Raw genomic sequence first — 20,440 nt, forward strand, 5'->3', positions numbered from 1 at the left:
GATTTATTCTTTTTCCTTTATAAAGGAGTCATAAGTTGTTTTAATACTCTTTAAATAACCCTTTCTATCCTCTTTTGTCCAATAGGCATTATTTTGGGGATAGTCTGTATATACCTTTAGAAAGACATTTCTAGAGCAAATAGGAATATAGTAACCTTGCAATTCTCTCTTTTTTATCTTTTCTCTTTTTACATCAAAAACTGAATTGTTAAGTTGACTATTCGTGTTTTTATCAATTAAGCAAAGATTCTCGATTAAATGCGTATTCTTTTCAGTTGCACCAGAAACTTCATTCATAAGCTTGTAGACCTCATTATAAAGAGAGTCAAATTCTTCGTTCTCTAACTCTTCATTTTCTAAAGCTTTTTTCATTTTTTGAAGTATCCCCTTAAATTGAGGATCATTCAAATTGTCAATCGATTTTATATGATCCGTAAGCCAAGTGTTTTGATGGATTTTATTTGAAATCGCATTAGAGTTTTGTGCATGAATATGTTCTAAACTCCATTTCTCATTACCAGTCGTTTTTTTATAAAGATGAAAAGGAAATTTAGCTTTTTCTTTTTCAGAATGTAAGGTCATTACAACATTATGAAGTAGCAGAATGCTGGTAATTAATGGCTTGTCATTGCTTCTCTGGTCTTCATTTTCGTAACATAAATCCTTTAGTTCTATCTCAATATCTTGTCCATTTTTGTCTTTTCTGTGTTTAGAAACACGTACTAAACTACCTATTTCATTTTCAAGATATAATTCAAATTTATCTTTAGGTAATTTTTTTGAACGCGCAATTAAAATATCTATAATGGAAGTTCCTTTCAATTCAATTAGATATCCTATATAATGGTACAATTTTCGGTTTTCGAACCATTCCTTATAGTATTCGAAATATTCTATAACCATCTCCCAAATCTTTTTAACGGCATCAATTCTAGAAATACCGTCATTGGTAATTAAGTCTTCTAAATATTCAGAAAGGATTAAAAATGTGGCGTGTTTAAAGTTTTTAGAGTCGAAATACTTTTTTTCTTTCAACACTTTATTTGCAATTGCATCAAAAATAAATTCTATATGCGTTGCCTTAGTGTTTTCATTGTTGTTTAAAAAGTACCAAAACTCCTCTTCTTGTAAAGTGTATTCTATGGTATCCCATTCTGAAGCGATTTCAAATAGTTTCATTTTATGAAACTGTAAATATTCTATAGGATACCTATCACTTTGAAGTAATAACGCCTTTATTAATTCTGCATCTGTTAAGGGAATTTTACCTACGTTTAAACGGATAAAAACATCAATAGGATATGTTTTTGAAGCTACTTCATACCAGATAAAACGGATGTTTTTATTTCCGATATCTGTTTCGTCTAACAGAACAGGAATTAATTTGTTTTTTGCTCCTGCCTGACCTTTAAACCATTCTTTTATATAATTATAACTTTTTGATATATGATAAAAGTCTATATTGGTTTCATCAATACCATGTATGAATTTTCTATTATTTAGAAACCTCTCACTTTCCGGTCTTGTTTCATATTTTAAAGTAAACAGTTTCTTATTATAGCCATCTTCAAACCTTCTTTCTTCTAAAAATATGAGTATGAGATAAAGGGTAGTTAAACGTTGCTGACCATCAAGCACATTATAGGTGTTCTTGTTGATTTTTTGAACTACAATGGGCTGCAAGCAATAAAACTCGCCGTTGTTAGATGTTTTTGTAAAATACCAAATATCATTGAGTAATTCTTTAACTTCTTGCTCACTCCAACGATACCCTCTTTGATAATGCGGAATTACGAAATTTTTCTCAAATAACTCAATAAATGCTGTTGTGCTACTCATTCATACTGTTTTTTCCTATGTAATACTCTGGTTGCGGCTCCGCAGCCATATTCATTTGCTCTATTTCTAAATCCTCTAAACTCAACTTACCACTAATTAAACGAGGTAATAATAAATCTCTAGTTTCTTGAAGGATCTGGTTCTTTTTCAATAGAATTATTATTTCTTCAAACAATGATTTAGTAATGCTAGAAAATTTTTCCAATAGATTATCATTTGGTGTTAAAAACTTCAGCTCTGACATATCTACGGGACTTAAATTTTGTTGAGCAGCTCCATTAGAGTGATTTTCTAAAGTCTTTCTCAAAAAATCACTTCTGAAGAATAGATAAACATACTCAAACAAATTTTCAGTTTTGGGTTTAAGTTTTGCCACTCGTTGGTTTAATAGATAGTTGTCTCCATAAACCAAACAAATTCTACCTATATTTCCTGTAAGTGAGAGTAAAATATCTTTGTCTTTTAAAAAGATATTCTTTTTAAGATTCTTCGGTAATTCTTTTATGCAATCTGATGTTTTAGTTACAAAAAAACCATTTTGGACGTTTTTTATGGTTACTAATTTATAATCGCCTTCTTCTTCAAAAGTGTCACTTTTAAAGGCATAACCAGAAATAATATCTACAATCTTATTAATTGGTTGAATCTCCCAACCATCAGGTAAAGCCCCTTTTGTTCCGTGAGGAACTTCTTTCCCTTCTTTATCAAAGAATTTGGAATTCCCATAGCCAGGAAAACGAAACCGTACAAACCACTCTTTGTAGATTTCCTCTGCCATTTCTTCTAATAACTCAATTCGTTTGTTGTTGTTTTCTATAAGGTCGTCATAGGCGGATAGGATGGAGGCTATTTTTGATCGAAATTCTTTTTTTGGAACAGTTAATTTTAATGAATGAATGTGATTTCTATTCAATGTTGGATTCGCAGCTCCAGCATCAAATTTTTCGAAATGAAGCACCTGTAAAAAATAGTAGATAAATTTAGGATCGTTCCCTTTGAAATCTTTTACCCATAAGGAGGTGTCGTGAGGCCAGAAGTTGTGTTTACAGTAAAATACTTTACCAAGAGTTCCTTTTCTTCCAATTACAATACCAGGTCCTTTAACTTTAAATTTGTTATGATAACTTGAAATGCCTCCGGAAGATATAACAGGAAAAGGTCCATCCACCTGTTCTGATTTGGTAATGTCAAATCCTCTTTGAAGTGTTATTAAATCTGAAAGTTTTAATTCTTCTATCATACTAATAATTCTCTTAGATTTTTATTAATATGATTTTCGAGTTCATTTGCTTTTGAATTTAGCTCTTCAAGCATTTTTGCTTTACTAAAAATGATTTTCTTAAAATCTGCTGGAGTTGATCTATCAATATCAATCTCCACACCTACATAACGACCAGCATTTAGCGAATAATCTTGTTCCTCTGCATATTCTGTTTTATCAGCCATTTTACATAAGCCTACTACATCTTCGTAATTGGCCTCTGGGAAACGGGTTTGTAACCAGTTAATATTATCATACCAGTATTCGGCTTGTTCTGTTGCCTCTATATAGTATTGCAAGGCTTTCTCTAACACCTTGTCTGCTCTACTTAGACTATTAGTGGTCCAAGCTTTGTCGCTTTTTAATTTTAAGTTAGAATCTGCCGATTTCCAAAGTTCTAATAAGGTATTAACATCTTGTTTTAAAGAATGGCTATCGTATTTATTTTGGGTTACATTCCATTGTAAATGGGTAGCAATTTCTAATTGTGAACTATTATTTAATGGTGTTTTTTGGATAGGTTGTAACAAGTTGCTTTTTGCTAGATCATTTGCATTTGGTTTACTTTGGGTAAAGCCTTTAAGACGCTCTAATAATTTAACCTCTTTAATAACTTTGGTTTTAGCAGGAGCACGTTTATCATCCTTAGTGGCTTCAACATATTTATTTAAGTTACTAAGCAAGTCTTTTAATTGCTTTTCTACAACCTGTTTTAACGGTTCCACTTTTGTAGCTGCTTCATCTGCTTGTTTTATGTAGCTATCAATTAATTCTAAATATCTGTTGGATTCCCCACGATACAAACCTACAATTGCTGCCAAATTTTGTTGGTTTTCTGTTGTCCACTCCCTATGAGCACGATCTATTTGGTTATATACATTACGTGCATCTAAAAACAAGATTTTGTCTTTGCGAACTGTATTTACTTTTCGTTTGTCAAAAAACCATAAAGTTGCAGGTAAAGTAACCGTTAAAAACATATTGGTTGGCATACTTACCATACAATCTACAATACCAGAATCCACTATTTTCTTACGAATATCGTATTCAGAATTTCGAGCATCACTTGCAGAGTTCGGCATTACAAAACCTGCACGACCATTTTCGTTTAATGAGGTTGCAAATAATGAAATCCATAAATAGTTAGCATCAGATATTTTATCGTCACTTTTCCCTTTATTTTTTGGTAAGCCATACTCGTAAAAGCGCTTATCACCTTTAACAGTACTTTCTTTAACAGATTTTACATTAAATGGAGGATTTGCCATGACAAAGTCAAACTTTCCATAGCCCTCATAAGGATCACTATCATAAGAATTGGCTTCTGTAATTTCTCCCCTTAAATTATGCACCAGTAAATTCATCTTAGCCAATCTAACGGTTTCACCCATATACTCTTGACCATATACATAAATATCATTAAGGTCGTGGCCTTCGTGAGCAATGAAATCGGCAGATTGTACAAACATACCTCCAGAGCCACAAGCAGGATCATAAATCTTACCCTTATATGGTTCTATTACTTCTACTATAAAACGTACTACTGAGGTTGGTGTGAAAAATTCGCCTCCTTTTTGTCCTTCACTCATAGCGAATTTACCAAGGAAGTATTCGTAAATTTTACCAAAAATATCACCTGATGCATCCTTGGGAATATCAGAAAAGGTTTTTAATAATTCTGGAAGGATATCGTCTTTTTTCTTTTCTATTTCAAAATAGGCTTCTGTAGGTAATACATCTTGAAATTTTGCGTCTTGGTGTTTTTCAATACCCTTCATCGCATCTCTTAATGCTTCAGCCATTTTAATATCACCTGGCAAATTTAATAGGTAATTGAAACGTGCATTGTCGGGTAAATAAAAACCACAAGTAGCCAATGCAATATCTTGAATAGGACGCTCCATTCTGGTGCCCTTTAACTTTTGATATTCTTTTAAAATTTCAGGTTCGTGTTGGCTGTATTTGTTTTCAGCAAACTTTAAGAAAATTAACCCTAAAACTGGAACTGCATAATCTGATGCTTTAAGCCCACCATGTGCACGCAATGCGTTGGCAGAGTCCCAAAGTTTATCTTCTAGTTCTTTTAATTGTTGGTTGGTCATATATTATTATTCAACTATTTTAATTTCTTTAATGTACGTTTTTGTTCCACATGGACTTGGTATGGTAGTTACCTCAATTTTTTGATCTTCTTTTAACAAAAATTCTGAAATTTTATTAGGCAATACTGCTAAGGTAGGATCTTCATTATCTGGTTGAAATGTACCATAACCATTAGAGGATATTCTAGTGATTTTTCCAGAAACCCATTCACCTGATAAAGAAGTTGTTTTCTGAACAAGCTCCCATTTTTTTTGATTAATAGATTTAACGGAATTCGCATCTATAAATGGCTTCAAGTAATCTAAAACCTCTAATAATGAATAGCAGAGAGATTGATACAAAAAGGTATTATTGGCTTTTCCTAAATATGTGTCTGCTCCTAATTTATTCCCGTTATTATGTGATGCATCTTGTGTAAGACTAATTAAATGACGTATAGATTCTGCTATTACAGGATGAATTAATTTCCCTTCATATAAATATTGATCATTGCTGCCTGCTAAGAAGTAACTCGCTCCATTTATTGCACCATTTCCATTTTGAATTTCATCTGGAATTAAACCTAGCTTATTTAACTTATCAAATGAAGCTTCTAAAAGCTTACGAATTGGCAACAAACCATCTTGTGGGTTAGAAATGTTTTCTGGATTTTCGATATCTTTTATTAGCTGAAGAACTCTCTCAAAATGTTTAGCTCCTAAATAATTCTCTTCGCATACTGCAAAAGGGTTTGGGTACTTGTGTTTTAATTGGGTTAACTCCTGTTCATCAGCTGCTTCTTTAATAGCTTTAAATAAGGCTTGATTATCTTTACCTTTAATAAAGATGTTTTCATCAGCTAACATTTCCCTAGCACTGGAATGTTCGTCTTTATCTATGTACCCAGAGTAAATAAAATAAGGAATCTTTTTACAATCAGCTAAACTGTTAATCTTTTTGATGGAATTTTGCAATCCAATTAAACCCGCCTTTTCATCTTCAGTTTCATTATATACCATGGCATCTAAAATAACAGCTTCGTAATATTCAATTTTAGAAGATAACTCTTCCATACCTAGTTTAGAAGTTTTAAAAAATGTGATGTTTATCCCTTCTAAATAAGCAGACTCCAAAAACGCATCTTGTTCTTCTGCGTTATCATCTACCCATAATACTTCATACTTATTCATTCACTATATTGTTTCAAGGTTAAATAGAAATTTAAATCCAACAGGAAATTCACTTTTGGGCTCATCAAACACCTCTAATTTGCAGTCAAAATGTTTTGCGATTTCAGCAACTTTCCATAAACCAATACCAGTTCCAGCAGTTTCACCTGCTTTTTCCCCTTTTACATCATAGTTTTTAGCAATTCCTAGGGGGAAGGCTTTACCATTATTCTCAAAATTAATTTCCAAAAAGCCTTCGATATAAGCCACGGATACTCGAAAAACATAGGATTTACTTTTATCTATAAAACCATGATTAATAGCATTCTCTAAAATATTATTATATATTTCTTCCAGGTCATTCTTTGAAATGCTAATTAAAGGTTCTCTTCCTTGGAAAGTTGCTTTTTCAACAATAAATTCGACGGAAAACAGATCATTTTGAAGGCCTCTTTCCTTACACTCTTTCAAAAATTTGATGGGATTTAATATTTCAGGATCGTCATATTTCAATTCATTGGTTATATTATCTACATAATAAATAACCTTATCTAAACTTTCCTGTAATCGAAGAAAACGCTTTTCTACAGTAACACCTCTCCTTGGATCAATTACTTCATCGAATTTTAATACACCATTATTCAGTTCCATCATTTTGGTTAACACGTCTGCAGATGACTTAACATTATTAAGGTGCTGCATAATATTATGCTTTTTAGAGCCTAAATCTCTCATTTGAGCCTCCTTAAGTTTCGCTATCTCTTTTTCAAAACCTAAATCTTTGGCTAAGGTCTGAAAACGACCTTGGCGCTCTTGCTCAACAATTTCTTTTTGTTCCTTTAGAGAAGGGGTTATAATTAGAATATTTAATAAATCCTCACGTCTAATCATTGGTATACTAGTACCCGTCCTAAAAACTTCAACCTGGAGTTTTATATAATCTTTATGAAGCTCTGCTACTAAATATTCCAATAATATTTTAGATTGATCTACTTTGAAAGCATAAATATTATTGGAAGAATAAGCTATTTTAGTGTTGCTTGAAGCGTAGAAAGTTGGCTTAATTTTCGTTCCAAATCTAGACAATAAAAGCACATTATTCTCTAACAACCTAAAGTTAGATCTTAACTCACCTTCAGATAAATCATCTGAATTTAATAAGTAAGAATCAGGGTTAGAAGATAACTCTTTTATGGTAACTCTTTTATATATAACATTGGATTGTAACCCTGATGGTCTAACATATTCTAATATTTCGTTTAATGATATAGCCTTACTTAAATCTACACCAGGAACTTCTTCAAAACCAACATATCTAGCTGGTGTTAATATATAATCATTTTGGGCAATTTCTTTTAAACTTGCGGTATTAGAAAAACCAATTGTATGAGGTAGGTCTAATTTGTTTTCTTGCCAAGACCTAAATAAGGTGGTTATTACCAGGATGCTTTTCTCATCTAGATAATTTTGAGTCCCATGCGGCATTTTAACGCCCAAATCTGAAGCTTCAATAAATAGAACTTTTCCTTTATGCGCCTTGTTTTTATTAAAGAGCCAAATGCTAGTTGGAATACTTGAATTGGTTAGAAGTTGAGAAGGTAAAGTAATTATAGCCTCCACTAGATCCGCATCAATGATCTTTTTGCGTATTTGCCCTTCTGTTCCAGTGGAGGATAGTGAGTTGTTATTAAGTATAATAGCCCCTTTTCCACAAGAGTTCAAATGGTAAATTAAATGTTGAATCCAAGCGAAATTGGCATTAGATTTTGGAGGTAATCCAAATGTAAATCTACGATCATTATCTTCTTCATTAAGAATATGATTTCTAATATTAAAAGGAGGGTGGGTTATTACAAAATCGGCCTTTAAATTAGGGAATTGATCTTGAGTTAAAGTATCGCTGGGTTCTCCGAAACTGATTGAGTCACTATTATTAAAGGCAAACCTAAGTTTCGCCAACGCAAGTGTTGTTGCATTAAATTCTTGGCCATAAAAGTTAAAAGTTCCATTAGGGGAATTATCTGATGTCTTTTGAAAAAAACCTCCTACACCACATGCTGAATCTAATAAAACGCCTTGAGTAGGGTTAAGTAATTCAACCATTAACTGCGAAACTGAATTAGGAGTATAATAATCTGCTCCAATCCTTCCCTCGAATTTAGCGAAGGAATTTAATATTCTTGAAAAAATATTTGAAAATTTAAAATCATCATTTTTAAAATCTAAATCTGAGATCATTATAAAAAGCTGGGCAATTAATTCCGAGTCGTTTTTACGATTAAAGTTATTTTCAAAATTAAAGGAGCTGAAAACATTGCTTAATTGCATATTCTCCCTTTCAATTATATTAAAAGCCTTCCATAACTGATTTATAAAATCGTTATTATATACATCGTTAATTAAATTATCCCACTTGGCTTCTGGAGCAATTTTAATAGCATTAAAAGAATTTTCGGATAATTTATCATTTGCAAATTTTAAAAATATTAAAGCAGCTAGAAGCTCTTTTAGATCTCTAATTTCTCTTTTCCCACGGACAAGGTTTAAAAAATCCCAAATTTTATTTTCAATGTCAATCATTAATCACAATTTTATTAAAGCATACTTAATTGTATTTTACAAATGTATTTTTAAAGTATGCAGTAGTTATGCATGTTCGTATTTTTCTTTCATTTGTGTAATTTTTCTCCTCATTTCAACTCTAACTTCTGCAGGTGAAATGACCTCTAAATCTTCACCAAACGATAAAAGTAATTGATACAACTCTGGATTGGGAATCACTTTAATAGTGATTGTTTTGCCAGACACATCGGTTTTGTCCTTTTTTTGTGACCTGTGTAAAGGTTTCGTTAGTGCGTAGTTAATTCGGTTCTCTGTAAATTTGAGTGTTATGTTTATTGGTAAAGCGCCCTCAGGTTTTGAAACACCAATAATATCATCAAAATAATCTAACCAGTTAGTTTCACTAGATTTAAAACTTGTACTCAACTCATCTATAGACAAAATTCTATCTAAGGGATAATTGGAAAGGGATTTGTATAGTTCATTAAACCCAAACAGAAACCATCGATTATTATATTGCTTTAAATGATAAGGACAAATAATGACTTCTATTATTGGTTTGCCATAAGGCTCATACTCTAACTTAGCTTGTTTTTGTTTTAGAATTAAATTAAACAAGACACTAATATGTTCTCTTCCTTTTAAATCAAAATTTTCTTGATAACTAACGATACAATTGTCGTCACTTGAAACTAAATCAAAAGCTTGTTCCATGCGCGGAATTAATTCCTCAATCCAGCTAAATTCTTCTCTATGCTTATATCTAGAAAGAATAGCAAGTGTAGTCTCTAGTTGCTCTGAATCATATTGATTTAACGGATGACTAGCTAATGAAAAGTTTTTACTCTTATATCTAAAAACACGCTTGTTATAATGCTTTAAATCTTCATCTAACTCAATTCTGTATCCAGCATCAGATTTCATATAGGCAATATCATATTGTAACTGCCTTAATTGAACCCCTTCTGTGCCAATCTCAATTAATACCTCATTAATCTCATTTAACAAATCATCATAGGTATAAACGCGATTAAAATTACTGAAGCAGCGATCTAGAATAGTATAACGGATTTGGGCATGCTTGTTAGTAGCCATATAATTGAAAATGATAGATGGAGGAGGTAGGGGAAATCCTTATACAATTTTAACCTTTCTTATTTACATCTGCAATTAATATAGGTGGAGATGTATATAGAGTTGAAATCAAAAAAAGTTGACAAGTTGACGTCAAGTATATTCACTAATTTTTATTGCCGTTGTGCCACAGTGGTACTATTGCTAAACCGAATAGAATTCCTCCTATAAATAAAGGATAAGCTAGTAAACCTATATAAGGAACCAATGGGCTAAAAACTGCGGCAGCTATTCCAATACAGATTAATTGCAAAAATGCTAAAGCATCCTGATTTCTCTTTTTTTCTTCCATTACAATAGATGTTAATTAAGTAAAAAGTTTAAAAAAAAATTCTCTAAAAATTTTTTGGGCTTTTATTATGGTGATCACCTATTAACCTAAAGATCAACCCCCACACTTTTGTAATTTGGGGGATATCCCTCGTCAATGTATAATCTAAAAAATTAAAACCATGGTAAGAATCGTAGATTACAAGTCCTATCAAAATAATGAGGGCGAAGATTTCTTTGTATTAGTAGTACAAGGTGAAATTTCAATAGTAAAAAGTAAAGAATCAGGGAGAACCTATCTCACAAAACAAACAGCAAAAGTCTCTTGTACTTTTGATGAAGAAACCTGTAAAGATCTAGTTGGGACTGAAATTCCAGGGAAAATAGCAAGAGTTGAAGTAGATCCTTTTGAATATACAAATGAAGAAACGGGAGAGGTGATTGTTTCAACACACCAGAATCAGCTCATAAGTGAAGAAGAAGTTATACTTATGAATAATCTTCAAAGAGAAGAAACTGTAATTTAAACATTTCTCTATCAAAGGTAGAAGGGCTCCATTAAGGAGCTCTTTTTTTATGTCTAATCGTGATCATTAGTGATTATAAAATTTCTGATGATACAAACAACTAAAATATTATGAAACTACAACAAGCACAAAGAAGCCAAGTAAAACTAAGAATAGGTTTAAGTGGTCCTAGTGGATATGGTAAAACATATTCAGCTCTTTTGTTAGCTTTTGGGATTACACAGGATTGGAAAAAGATCGCAGTAATAGATACTGAAAACAACTCTGCAAGTCTGTACTCCCACTTAGGAGATTTTAACGTGCTGAGCTTGGAAGAACCCTATACTCCGCAGAGATACATTACAGCTATAGAATTATGTGAAGATGCTGGAATGGAAATTATTATTGTTGATTCTATCTCCCATGAATGGAACGGAAAAGGAGGATGTCTTGAAATGCACGAGAAATTAGGTGGTCGCTTTCAAGATTGGGCAAAAATCACTCCTTACCATAATTCTTTTGTGGATGCTCTTCTACAATCTAAATGTCATGTTATCACATCAACCAGACGTAAGGTTGATTACTCCCTTGACAGAGATATGAGTGGAAAAACTAAAGTTATGAAATTGGGAACAAAGGAAATTACCCGAGAAGGGTTTGAATATGAACTCACGGTCAACTTTGAACTTATTAATGACAATCATTTGGTAAAAGCTTCAAAGGATAGAACAGGTCTTTTTATGGACAAGCCAGAGTTTGTAATAAATCAAGCCACAGGAAGGAAACTTAAAGAATGGTGTGCCGAAGGAGTCTCTTTAAATAAAGCTTCTGGAGAGATTCAAACATGTATTACTCTAGAAGGTCTAAAACACATCTATGGGAAGTATCCATCCCTACAAAAAGAGATTTATCCGCTTGTGATAGAGCGAAAGAAACTGATTGAAAGTGGAGTAGATCAGGTGATTGAAGAAGAAAAAATTGAACAACTAAAACCAGAAAAGAATGGAGTTAATAACGAGTAATACCCATCAAAATCAAATTATAGAAGAAGACCACGTAATTAAAAAAGCAAATGGCAACTTTATTGAAGCCAATACTTTAAAGGTGACACTTGAACATCTAAAGAATGAATGTATAATCCCTGTGTTTTCAAAGGATAATGAGAGCACTATAAGTCACTATGAGTTTGTGCTAAAAACAAAGGAAATAGTTCAGGATTTATTTCCTGAATTTAGTGTTTCTGAACCAGATATTAGGACCTCTCATATCATAAAGGGAAGAATTCCATCTGCCATTGGAAAGCCTGCTAAGGAGCTTAAAGAGCACGAGAAAACCTTGTATTATGAGAGGTGTGCATTCGTAATGGAAATTCCAGAAGTGGTAGAAAATGTAAATGGTAATAAATTAGCATTAACTATCGGAGGAGTTAGAGCTTATAATCAAGAGAATCTTTTTAGTAAGAAGAGTCCTGAGAAGTTCAAAGTGTTCATTGGATTTAAGAACATGGTGTGCACAAATCTATGCATTAGTACAGATGGTCTAGCAGATCAAATTAGAGTGAACTCATTAAACCAGCTATCAGAAGCAGTGGAAAAATTATTGGGGCAGTATGACAGGAATAAACATCTTGGTATGATGGAGAAAATGAGTAGACATGAATTTACACAGTCTCAATTTGCTCACTTCATTGGCAAGCTGAGAATGTACCAATTTATGGATAAAACCGAGCAAAAACAGTGCTTTCCTATTTCCATAAATGACAGCCAAATAAATACGGTGGTAAAAAATTATTATCACGACCCTAATTTTTCTTGTAGTGGGGATGGTTCGATTAATATGTGGAGGCTATATAACCTTTTCACAGAAGCTAACAAGTCCTCCTACATTGATAACAATTTTGAACGTAATGTAAATGCATACGACTTAACGAATAACCTGGTTTATTCACTGCAAAACCAGTCTTCAAATTGGTTCCTACATAATTAATTATATAGCGTTTAGAGTCATTCGAGAGGAAGTCGAATAAGAATTCATTTTATCTAAATGTTAAGTTATGACAGAGCAGGAACTAGCAGAAATACTCAAATATAGCTCACCTAACACCCTCTACGTAGTTGCCTGGAACAATCTGCTTACACAACTTTTTTGTCCTTTTAAGGTGATAGTAAAACATCATATAGGAGAATTAAAGATAGGACAAAAAGTGTGGGTAGATAACGTCAAGGTTACTTCGAGTCTTACCACAGTTTTTATTGTAAAGGGGCGGGCTTACTACTTTTATCATTTTGAAATTTTAGATCCTGAATAATATTAGGGTCGGGAGATTATGCTGTATTTTGAATAAACAAGCTTTTGAGATGGTTTTCTCCTAAAACAAAACCACTGAAAAAGAAATCATGATTATATTTGCCAACGTAGTTTTATTGTAGGGCTGCGTTGGTTTTTATTAATTGGATTATGACATCACTAAAATTATTAAAAGAAAAAATTGTCGCAATAGGTTCAAAATCTTTTTTCACAGGAAACGTAAATTCATTCTGGAATTCATATGCAATAGCTACCGACCAAGTTGTCGGAGAATGGGATGGTACTGAGAGCTTTAAACTAACACTTTCATTGTCAAACTCCACTGTACCAGAAATTCATCATTACAGTTTGAATATGCAAATTCAAAATACGATTAAGCAAAGATTTGAGGATTTAATAGAATTGCTTCATGATGAACTTTCAGTGATGACTAATGAAGGAATAAAGGCTAACCGAGTAAATAGAATTTTAAACAAAATTAAGGAGACCGAAATTACACTTCAGGTATCAGACCTGGATGAGAAATATAAGAATCTAATCATTGAAAATTTTGAGCTCCATCGCGTGAAATTTGAAAGTGAATTTTCTTATTTAAAACCTCTTTTAAAAAGTAATAAATTAGGGAAAAATGGATTTAAATATATTATTAAGAATTACGAGAATTTTAAACTTTTTTATCAAAATCTTAAAAAAAATGGACTAATTCCTGCCGATATAAAAATTGGCAAATTAGAAAGGATCTTCACCAATAATACTAACTCGAAAATTGAATGGGCAGGTAATGCAAAAGAAACAAACTATTTTTTTAAAACTCTGAAAGCAAAAAAAATCATCACAGGCCCCATATGGGTTACGGTTGAAGAGAACTTTATTCTGCGTAACACCAAGGGTATAGAAATTACAAGAAAGCAAATGCGTTCACTTGATGTATTTAATGAAAATATTAAAGAGGATAAAATTAGAAAAAGAGAATTACGCAGCATTATTGATTTGCTTTAGTCTGCACTAGTCTGCAAAATGCAATTATTATTTGAGTTATCTAATTCCCTAAAAATATATAAATCAACTTTATACCAATCATATCAGTCTGCAGGATTTGAAAAATATCAAAAGGCAGACAGATTCTTTCTAAATATTTGTTTCAGAAAAATAAGCAGAATAATCTGCATTAAGAAACAAATTATATGGAAACAATTAATTCCCCACTCTTTGATTTTCTCGTGGAGAACGAGAAAGGCACTAAAAAGATCCTACATGCCAAACTCATATACTTTCTCGAAGCTATGGGTTTCAATCACGCCATCCTAGATGGACGTCTTGAGCTTATTCGCAACACTAATGGAATTATTAGGAGGATATCAATAATGGAAATTATCGATTTTGTTAGAACTACTTTTGAAGATAACGAGCTTAAAGAATTCTTAGATGTCTTCGCTGAAAGCCCAAGTCGTTATGTAGGACCAGCTAAACTGTCGTTATTAAAAACAGTTGATTTAATTAATGATCGTGACCCTAGAAATTCATCTAGATTTTACTTTCAAAATTGCTTTTGTGAAATCACGGCAGAAAGTATAATGATAAATTCTTATGATAAATTAAAAGGTTCCATTTGGGAAAATAGGATAATCAAAAGAGAATATAAAAAGTCCAAGAAGGATTTTGTAGGTCAATTTCATCAATGGAGCATGAATATTACAGGAAATAATCCTCGAAGATTTAGGGCTTTGCAGTCATTCATAGGCTACCTATTACATAGAAATAAAGAAAGGGGCGAGAACAAAGCAATAATTCTCTATGATGAGAAAATGACCGAGGATGGTAAAGCTAATGGTAGAGTGGGCAAAACCTTATTAGGTATGGCTTTAGGGCATTGTAGAGATGTTGTAATGAATGATGCCAAAACGAAAAATTTAAAAAGTGATTTCGCTAATGAACTTGTAACCAGTACAACAGATTGTGTTTATTATGATGATTTGCCCAAAAGCACAGATTTTGAAAACTTCTATTCCTTTATTACGACGGGGGTGGAAGTCAATAAAAAATACAAAGCTGCTTTTAGGATTGAAGACTGGCGGTCACCAAAATTAATTATCTCATCAAATTATTATGTTTTAGGAGACGGAGGAGATTCCGATAGAGCTAGAAGGTACGAGTTTGAGATCTCGAATTATTATAGTGCAGATTTTACACCTGAACAGGATTTTGGAAATCGTTTTTGGGATAGTAAATGGCCTGAAAGTGAATGGAATAATTTCTTCGAATTTATGATGAAATGTCTTCAGATATATTTACTAGAGGGTTTAATAGAGGTAGAGCCAATAAATCTAACTACCAAGAAGATAAAGGATTCCACCTCTTCTGAATTCTTAGAATTTGCAGCCGCTTTTTTCACAATTGGTGAAAAATTGGATAAAAGAGAATTAGAAACGAATTTTAAATTTCTGTATCCAAGATGGAAACACTTATCACCTCATGGCTTTCATAAGTGGTGTGGTATTTATGCTCTTAACACGGGTCTTAATTATAGACCGTGGTCGTCAGGAGGGGAGTATTATTGTGAATTCACAAAAAAAGTTGAAAATGATAGAGATGGTGAGTAAAATTTATAAAGCGGTAAATAAGTTGACTAATAAGGTTTACATAGGCTCAACTGCTCGGTCGTTGAAGCAACGGACAAAAGATCATCTTCAAAAAGCCAGGAATAATATTGGAGGAAGGTTTCAAGAAGCAATTGAGACATATGGACCAGAGACTTTTGAATGGACGGAAATAGATACGGCTGGAGATGCTAACGAATTGGCGGAAAAGGAGAAGCAATATATAATACAATATAATGCACAAGAAGAGGGTTATAATTCTGACCGCGGAGGAGGTTTCCAAAAAAACATCTATCAATATGATTTAGAAACTGGTGCCATCTTGTCAACTTTTCCATCACTTTCTGAGGCAGCGGAATCAGTTGGAGTAGATCGAAGGACTATAAGCAAAGCCTGTCTTGGAGAAATTAAAAACTGTAGAGGATATTCTTGGAGTTATAATTTGGGGGATAATTATTTCTCAGAAGTTGATCAACGAAAAAGGAAGGTCTCACAATTTAATGAAAAAGGTTCATTTCTGAATTCTCATGGTTCTGTGGCTGAAGCGTCAGCAGCCACAGGAATAAATAGATCTTCAATCGCTAAATGCTGTAGAGGAGTTTATAATAGTGCGGGGGGATTTATTTGGCAGTACCAAAATGAATGAAATAAAAGGCAATAGAGATATGGCCTTCTCTTTATGAAAATTAAAAGTTTAACTTAAAAATTAATTTGGAGTAGTGGCGTACTTATTTATAATTCAAACTTGTATAAATCATGCACAATATTAATAATCAATTATCTAAAAATCAGGTCACAGTCGAAAATACACCAATACTTTTCCAAAAAGAATATTATAACATATCATGGGGATTACGCCATTCAGGTAGTTTTTTACACCCAGAATTTGGTTTTTTGAATTACCCTATAAAACCAAACACTATACCTTTGGGTTGGAGTTTTTGTTACCCAAGTTTAGTAGATAAATATGATTACGAATCGATAGCCAATCTTTATGGATATATTTCTCCTGAGGATTTGTTCTATAACCTAAGCCTTTGCAATTTCTATTTCGATAAAGAAACAATTAAAGAAACACATAAAGAACTAAATATAAGAACTATTGATTTGAAGGAACGCGTAGAAAAAATTATTGAAACTTGTGAAAAGAGATTTGAAATAAATTATAGTTTATGCGATGGTGGATATAGAGCCATTAACGTTTATATATTTAGAGAGAAACGCAATGTGTATGAGAGATTCACATTAGCACATAGTGAAAATATGATAGTCAACCATTCTTCAATAGAGGTAGAGGAGGTTTTGAAGCTGGTAGGATTCTACCCCATATTTTAGTGTTGACATAATTCTAATCATAAATAATTAAAAATTTTCTAATTTCACTTTTATAAAAAAGTGTCTCTTCATTTTTAGAATAAATCTATTAAAAAAGGGACCCATATTTAAAAGGCCTCTGTAAAGCTCTGCGTAATATGAAATGATTGAGAGATTTCGCAGTCTCGTCCAGACCGCAAGATTGCAAAAAGAAGCTTCAAGAAATTGAAGCTTTTTTTGGCAAGTATAATGAAGTTGTGTTGTGTGTCTCAAGAAGTTGAGACAACGTGGTTAAGATGCTGTTTTTACAGTATTTACCAATGAGAAGCTTTTTTCCATACTATTGGAAAAGGGCTTTTTTCTTTTTAAAGAACTTTTTATCCTCTCCTGTAAATTATGATTCATTTTTATAGTCGAAAATAAATTTGCACTATCTTTATATATGATTTAAAAATATAGCGATGGATATCCGGCCTAAAACTAGGATTCAGCTATACCAGATAGTGGTAATAACTGTGTTTTGGGTTCTCTGTGGTGGTTTCTTTGCTTTATATAAATGTGTAACTTATGATCTTATAAGCGAGAACTTCATATTTATTGTTCCTCACCATCTTTCACTCACAAAATTCTTTATTATAAATCTTATAGGTCCAGCAATTGGTGGATTATTAGGAGGGAGTGTAATTGTATTTAGATTAAATGAAAAATATCGAAATAGAAGTTATAGATATTATCTTGTAATAAGTATACTCTACTTTTTCGGTTTTATTTTTACTCTTAATAGTGTCATGCTCTATGAATTTTATTATAAAAACAGAATTTTAAATAACGTAGATCCTCTTCAAGAAGCCATCAACTTATTAATTTTAGACCCCTATGCTATTCGGAATTTAGTGAGCTGGATGATTATAGTATTTTTCACATTACACGGATTAAAAATATATGAGAAATTTGGTCCAGGCACTTTGTTCTCTATGTTCTTAGGGAAATTTCATAGACCTCACGAAGTTCATAGAGTATTTATGTTTTTAGATATAACCAATTCTACAAGTATTGCTGAAAAACTGGGCCATTCTCGCTTCTTCACTTTACTAAGAGATTTCTATAATAATATTACAGATTCAATTCTCAATTCTCATGGAAATATCTATCAATATGTGGGAGATGAGATTATAGTTTCCTGGCTACCAATGCATGCTTCTTCAAAGAACCTTAATTGTATTAATTGCTTTTTTAAAATTGAAGATGCTATTGCGCAGAACCAATCTTATTATTTAAATGAATACGGCTTTGTTCCAGGTTTTAAAGCAGCAGTTCATAGGGGAGAGGTTGTTATGGGTGAAATTGGAATCATTAAGCGTGAAATAGTTTATTCAGGAGATATTTTAAATACGACCTCTAGAATGATGGAGCAATGTAAGATTTACAATGAGAAATTGATCATTTCAAAAGATGTGTTACAAGTAATGAATACTAATGGGAACTATACAATGGATTTTATTGGTAACATGACCCTTAGAGGAAAATCTAATTCTCTAGAATTATATGGTGTTAAAAGAAAATATATGCCTGTTCTTAATTAAGCTTGATATTTCTGAACACTTATAGTTTATTTAATTTCAAATTTAGCGAATAGTGGAAAATGATCTGAGCCGAATTTTGGTAGCCGTTTAAATTCTACTACCGATATACCTTCGGAAACGAAAAAGTGATCTAAAGGCCACCTCATGATCATTGATTGAGCATCGAATGTATTAAATAAGCCTCTGCCAATTCTCACATCTTTCAAATTTCCATTTTGCCCGAAAAGACGAGAAGTATTAGACCAAGAAACATCATTAAAATCTCCTGCTACAATAGAGGGCCTTTTATTTTTAGAGACTAGCATGCCTACTTTTTCTAGAGCAACTTCTTTTTGCTGATCGTTTCCATTTTCTCCGATATTTTCTGGGTATTTATCGCTTGGAAATGGCGCTACAGGATGAACTCCGTGAAATTTGAAAGTCTTGCCAGAAGGTAAGTTGATCAATGTGTTAAAAGAGGGCACTTTAGAATGATTTAAAAACTGAATTTCAGTTTCACTTAATGGTAGTTTTGAATAAAGTGCCATTCCGTAGGCATTGTCTAAAGGATGTTCTATAAAGTATGGATAGCCTTTTTTTAAGGATTCAAGTTCCTTTATCCACCAAGAATCCACCTCCATAACCAGTATTAAATCAGGATTTGTGTCACTTATAATCTCTAAGAACTTAGACGAATTTTTGTTTGTAATAAGCACATTGCTTATAAGTATTCCAACCGTATTATTTGGATTCAGTTCAGATTCTTCTATAGAGGGAACAGCCTTTTCCCCTAATAAATAGGTAGAGATAAAGCTGAAATGAATAAATATTGAGGCTAGTAAACCGATTACAAGGGCAATAGAGGGCAGTTTCCATTTTCTATTTAATATAATAAATAAAAGAAGCATCAATATGCTTGCAACAAATTGTTGAAGACGTGGAAAATCCAGCGCTTTTAGATACCATTTAGGAATATTATAAACTAGTGATAGCAAGCTAGCGAGTATGAGAATGCAGCTTACCACTACTACACAGTAATATGCGATTGTTCTAAATTTATTTCTTGTATTGTGCATAGCTATCTCTCTAATAGATATTTTATTAAGACATGTTATATTCTAAATTTCTGAGCATTAAATCTTGTTTAAGGCTTTAATTTATTGAAGAACCTGGGAGAATTAATTCTCTAAATTCCCAGACCTTGTAGATATAAAGAATTAAAAACCCAAAGGCTATTAAAAACTCCATAAAACTTGAAGCCAAAAAGCCTATAAAAGATCCAAAAGCAGCTTTTAGTGCCGATCTGGAATTGCTTTTATTAACAATCTCTCCAATAAAAGCACCTACAAAGGGACCAATTAAAACTCCAAATGGAATGGGTGCAATTAGTCCAACTACTAAGCCTATTGTGGCTCCTATCATTCCTGCTTTACTTCCGCCAAAACGTTTGGTTCCCATTGCTGGGATTATAAGATTTAAGACATAAATAAAAATTGCAATGACTAAGGTAATTCCCAGTAACCAATAATTCATAGGAATAGAAGGAGCAAGATGTAGCACTAAAAGTCCTAACCAACTTACGGGAACTCCAGGAAGCACAGGTAAAAAGCTACCAAATATACCCACAAGCATTAAAAGTGCAGCAATAAGTATTAAAAGAAGATCCATTGTAAGATATGTTTTCAGCTAAAATATTGAATTAATCTCTTATGCAGGGATTAATTCTCTCAGGCATTTCAAGATTTTTTAAGGGTGTTTTCCAATTTATCTCTCCTTGGTTTTACTGTGAACACCTTTTTTTAACTAAACAATTAGTTCAACTAAATAATTAGTTTTA

The 20,440-nt window shown here is 32.4% G+C and carries 18 protein-coding genes; 9 read left to right on the top strand and 9 right to left on the bottom strand.

What is annotated here, in order from left to right; all coding sequences use genetic code 11:
- Window positions 1-3: 3 nt before the first annotated feature.
- The 7 genes from BC962_RS04180 to BC962_RS04210 form a co-directional block, all read right to left on the bottom strand.
- Complete coding sequence (locus BC962_RS04180; protein WP_121344625.1) at window positions 4-1,839, bottom strand: DUF262 domain-containing protein; 1,836 nt, start codon at window positions 1,837-1,839, stop codon at window positions 4-6.
- Window positions 1,832-3,079: a restriction endonuclease subunit S gene (locus tag BC962_RS04185; protein WP_121344626.1), complete on the bottom strand. Its 1,248-nt coding sequence runs from the start codon at window positions 3,077-3,079 to the stop codon at window positions 1,832-1,834. The genes BC962_RS04180 and BC962_RS04185 overlap by 8 nt, the downstream gene beginning before the upstream one ends.
- On the bottom strand, window positions 3,076-5,202 hold the full coding sequence (locus tag BC962_RS04190; protein WP_121344627.1) for a type I restriction-modification system subunit M: 2,127 nt from the start codon (window positions 5,200-5,202) through the stop codon (window positions 3,076-3,078). Before BC962_RS04190 ends, BC962_RS04185 begins: the two co-directional genes overlap by 4 nt.
- 6 nt (window positions 5,203-5,208) lie before the next feature.
- The gene (locus BC962_RS04195; RefSeq protein ID WP_121344628.1) at window positions 5,209-6,372 is read right to left on the bottom strand and encodes a hypothetical protein; all 1,164 of its coding nucleotides are present in this window, start codon (window positions 6,370-6,372) and stop codon (window positions 5,209-5,211) included.
- 3 nt (window positions 6,373-6,375) lie between these two features.
- The gene (locus BC962_RS04200) at window positions 6,376-8,931 is read right to left on the bottom strand and encodes an N-6 DNA methylase (RefSeq protein ID WP_121344629.1); all 2,556 of its coding nucleotides are present in this window, start codon (window positions 8,929-8,931) and stop codon (window positions 6,376-6,378) included.
- 66 nt (window positions 8,932-8,997) lie between these two features.
- Entirely contained in the window at window positions 8,998-10,008 is a 1,011-nt protein-coding gene (locus tag BC962_RS04205; RefSeq protein ID WP_121344630.1) for a helix-turn-helix transcriptional regulator, read from the bottom strand.
- 145 nt (window positions 10,009-10,153) lie between these two features.
- On the bottom strand, window positions 10,154-10,339 hold the full coding sequence (locus BC962_RS04210; protein ID WP_121344631.1) for a hypothetical protein: 186 nt from the start codon (window positions 10,337-10,339) through the stop codon (window positions 10,154-10,156).
- Between the two features lie 160 nt (window positions 10,340-10,499).
- Between BC962_RS04210 and BC962_RS04215 the strand changes: the two genes are divergently transcribed.
- The 9 genes from BC962_RS04215 (at window position 10,500) to BC962_RS04250 (ending at window position 18,624) form a co-directional block, all read left to right on the top strand.
- A complete protein-coding gene (locus BC962_RS04215; protein ID WP_121344632.1) occupies window positions 10,500-10,844 on the top strand; it encodes a hypothetical protein in 345 nt (114 codons plus the stop codon).
- Window positions 10,845-10,954: 110 nt separating this feature from the next.
- Window positions 10,955-11,845 carry an AAA family ATPase gene (locus tag BC962_RS04220; RefSeq protein ID WP_121344633.1) on the top strand — a complete coding sequence of 297 codons (891 nt, stop codon included), beginning with the start codon at window positions 10,955-10,957 and terminating at the stop codon, window positions 11,843-11,845.
- Window positions 11,826-12,809: a DUF3871 family protein gene (locus BC962_RS04225; RefSeq protein WP_121344634.1), complete on the top strand. Its 984-nt coding sequence runs from the start codon at window positions 11,826-11,828 to the stop codon at window positions 12,807-12,809. Before BC962_RS04220 ends, BC962_RS04225 begins: the two co-directional genes overlap by 20 nt.
- Window positions 12,810-12,876: 67 nt before the next feature.
- Window positions 12,877-13,131 carry a hypothetical protein gene (locus tag BC962_RS04230; RefSeq protein ID WP_245984018.1) on the top strand — a complete coding sequence of 85 codons (255 nt, stop codon included), beginning with the start codon at window positions 12,877-12,879 and terminating at the stop codon, window positions 13,129-13,131.
- 149 nt (window positions 13,132-13,280) lie between these two features.
- On the top strand, window positions 13,281-14,129 hold the full coding sequence (locus tag BC962_RS04235; RefSeq protein ID WP_121344635.1) for a hypothetical protein: 849 nt from the start codon (window positions 13,281-13,283) through the stop codon (window positions 14,127-14,129).
- Between the two features lie 185 nt (window positions 14,130-14,314).
- Entirely contained in the window at window positions 14,315-15,730 is a 1,416-nt protein-coding gene (locus tag BC962_RS16315) for a hypothetical protein (protein ID WP_183075441.1), read from the top strand.
- Window positions 15,720-16,373, top strand: a complete 654-nt coding sequence (locus tag BC962_RS04240; protein WP_183075442.1) for an NUMOD1 domain-containing DNA-binding protein — start codon at window positions 15,720-15,722, stop codon at window positions 16,371-16,373. The genes BC962_RS16315 and BC962_RS04240 overlap by 11 nt, the downstream gene beginning before the upstream one ends.
- 110 nt (window positions 16,374-16,483) lie before the next feature.
- Window positions 16,484-17,062: a hypothetical protein gene (locus tag BC962_RS04245; protein WP_121344637.1), complete on the top strand. Its 579-nt coding sequence runs from the start codon at window positions 16,484-16,486 to the stop codon at window positions 17,060-17,062.
- Window positions 17,063-17,502: 440 nt separating this feature from the next.
- Window positions 17,503-18,624 carry an adenylate/guanylate cyclase domain-containing protein gene (locus tag BC962_RS04250; RefSeq protein WP_121344638.1) on the top strand — a complete coding sequence of 374 codons (1,122 nt, stop codon included), beginning with the start codon at window positions 17,503-17,505 and terminating at the stop codon, window positions 18,622-18,624.
- 26 nt (window positions 18,625-18,650) lie between these two features.
- Here BC962_RS04250 and BC962_RS04255 read toward each other — a convergent pair whose 3' ends face one another.
- Together BC962_RS04255 and BC962_RS04260 are read right to left on the bottom strand one after the other, a co-directional pair.
- On the bottom strand, window positions 18,651-19,679 hold the full coding sequence (locus BC962_RS04255) for an endonuclease/exonuclease/phosphatase family protein (protein WP_245984020.1): 1,029 nt from the start codon (window positions 19,677-19,679) through the stop codon (window positions 18,651-18,653).
- Between the two features lie 76 nt (window positions 19,680-19,755).
- Window positions 19,756-20,271, bottom strand: a complete 516-nt coding sequence (locus BC962_RS04260) for a DUF456 domain-containing protein (RefSeq protein ID WP_121344640.1) — start codon at window positions 20,269-20,271, stop codon at window positions 19,756-19,758.
- Between the last annotated feature and the right edge of the window lie 169 nt (window positions 20,272-20,440).

Origin of the sequence: Gillisia mitskevichiae (assembly GCF_003634585.1) — a bacterium.
GTDB lineage: Bacteria > Bacteroidota > Bacteroidia > Flavobacteriales > Flavobacteriaceae > Gillisia > Gillisia mitskevichiae.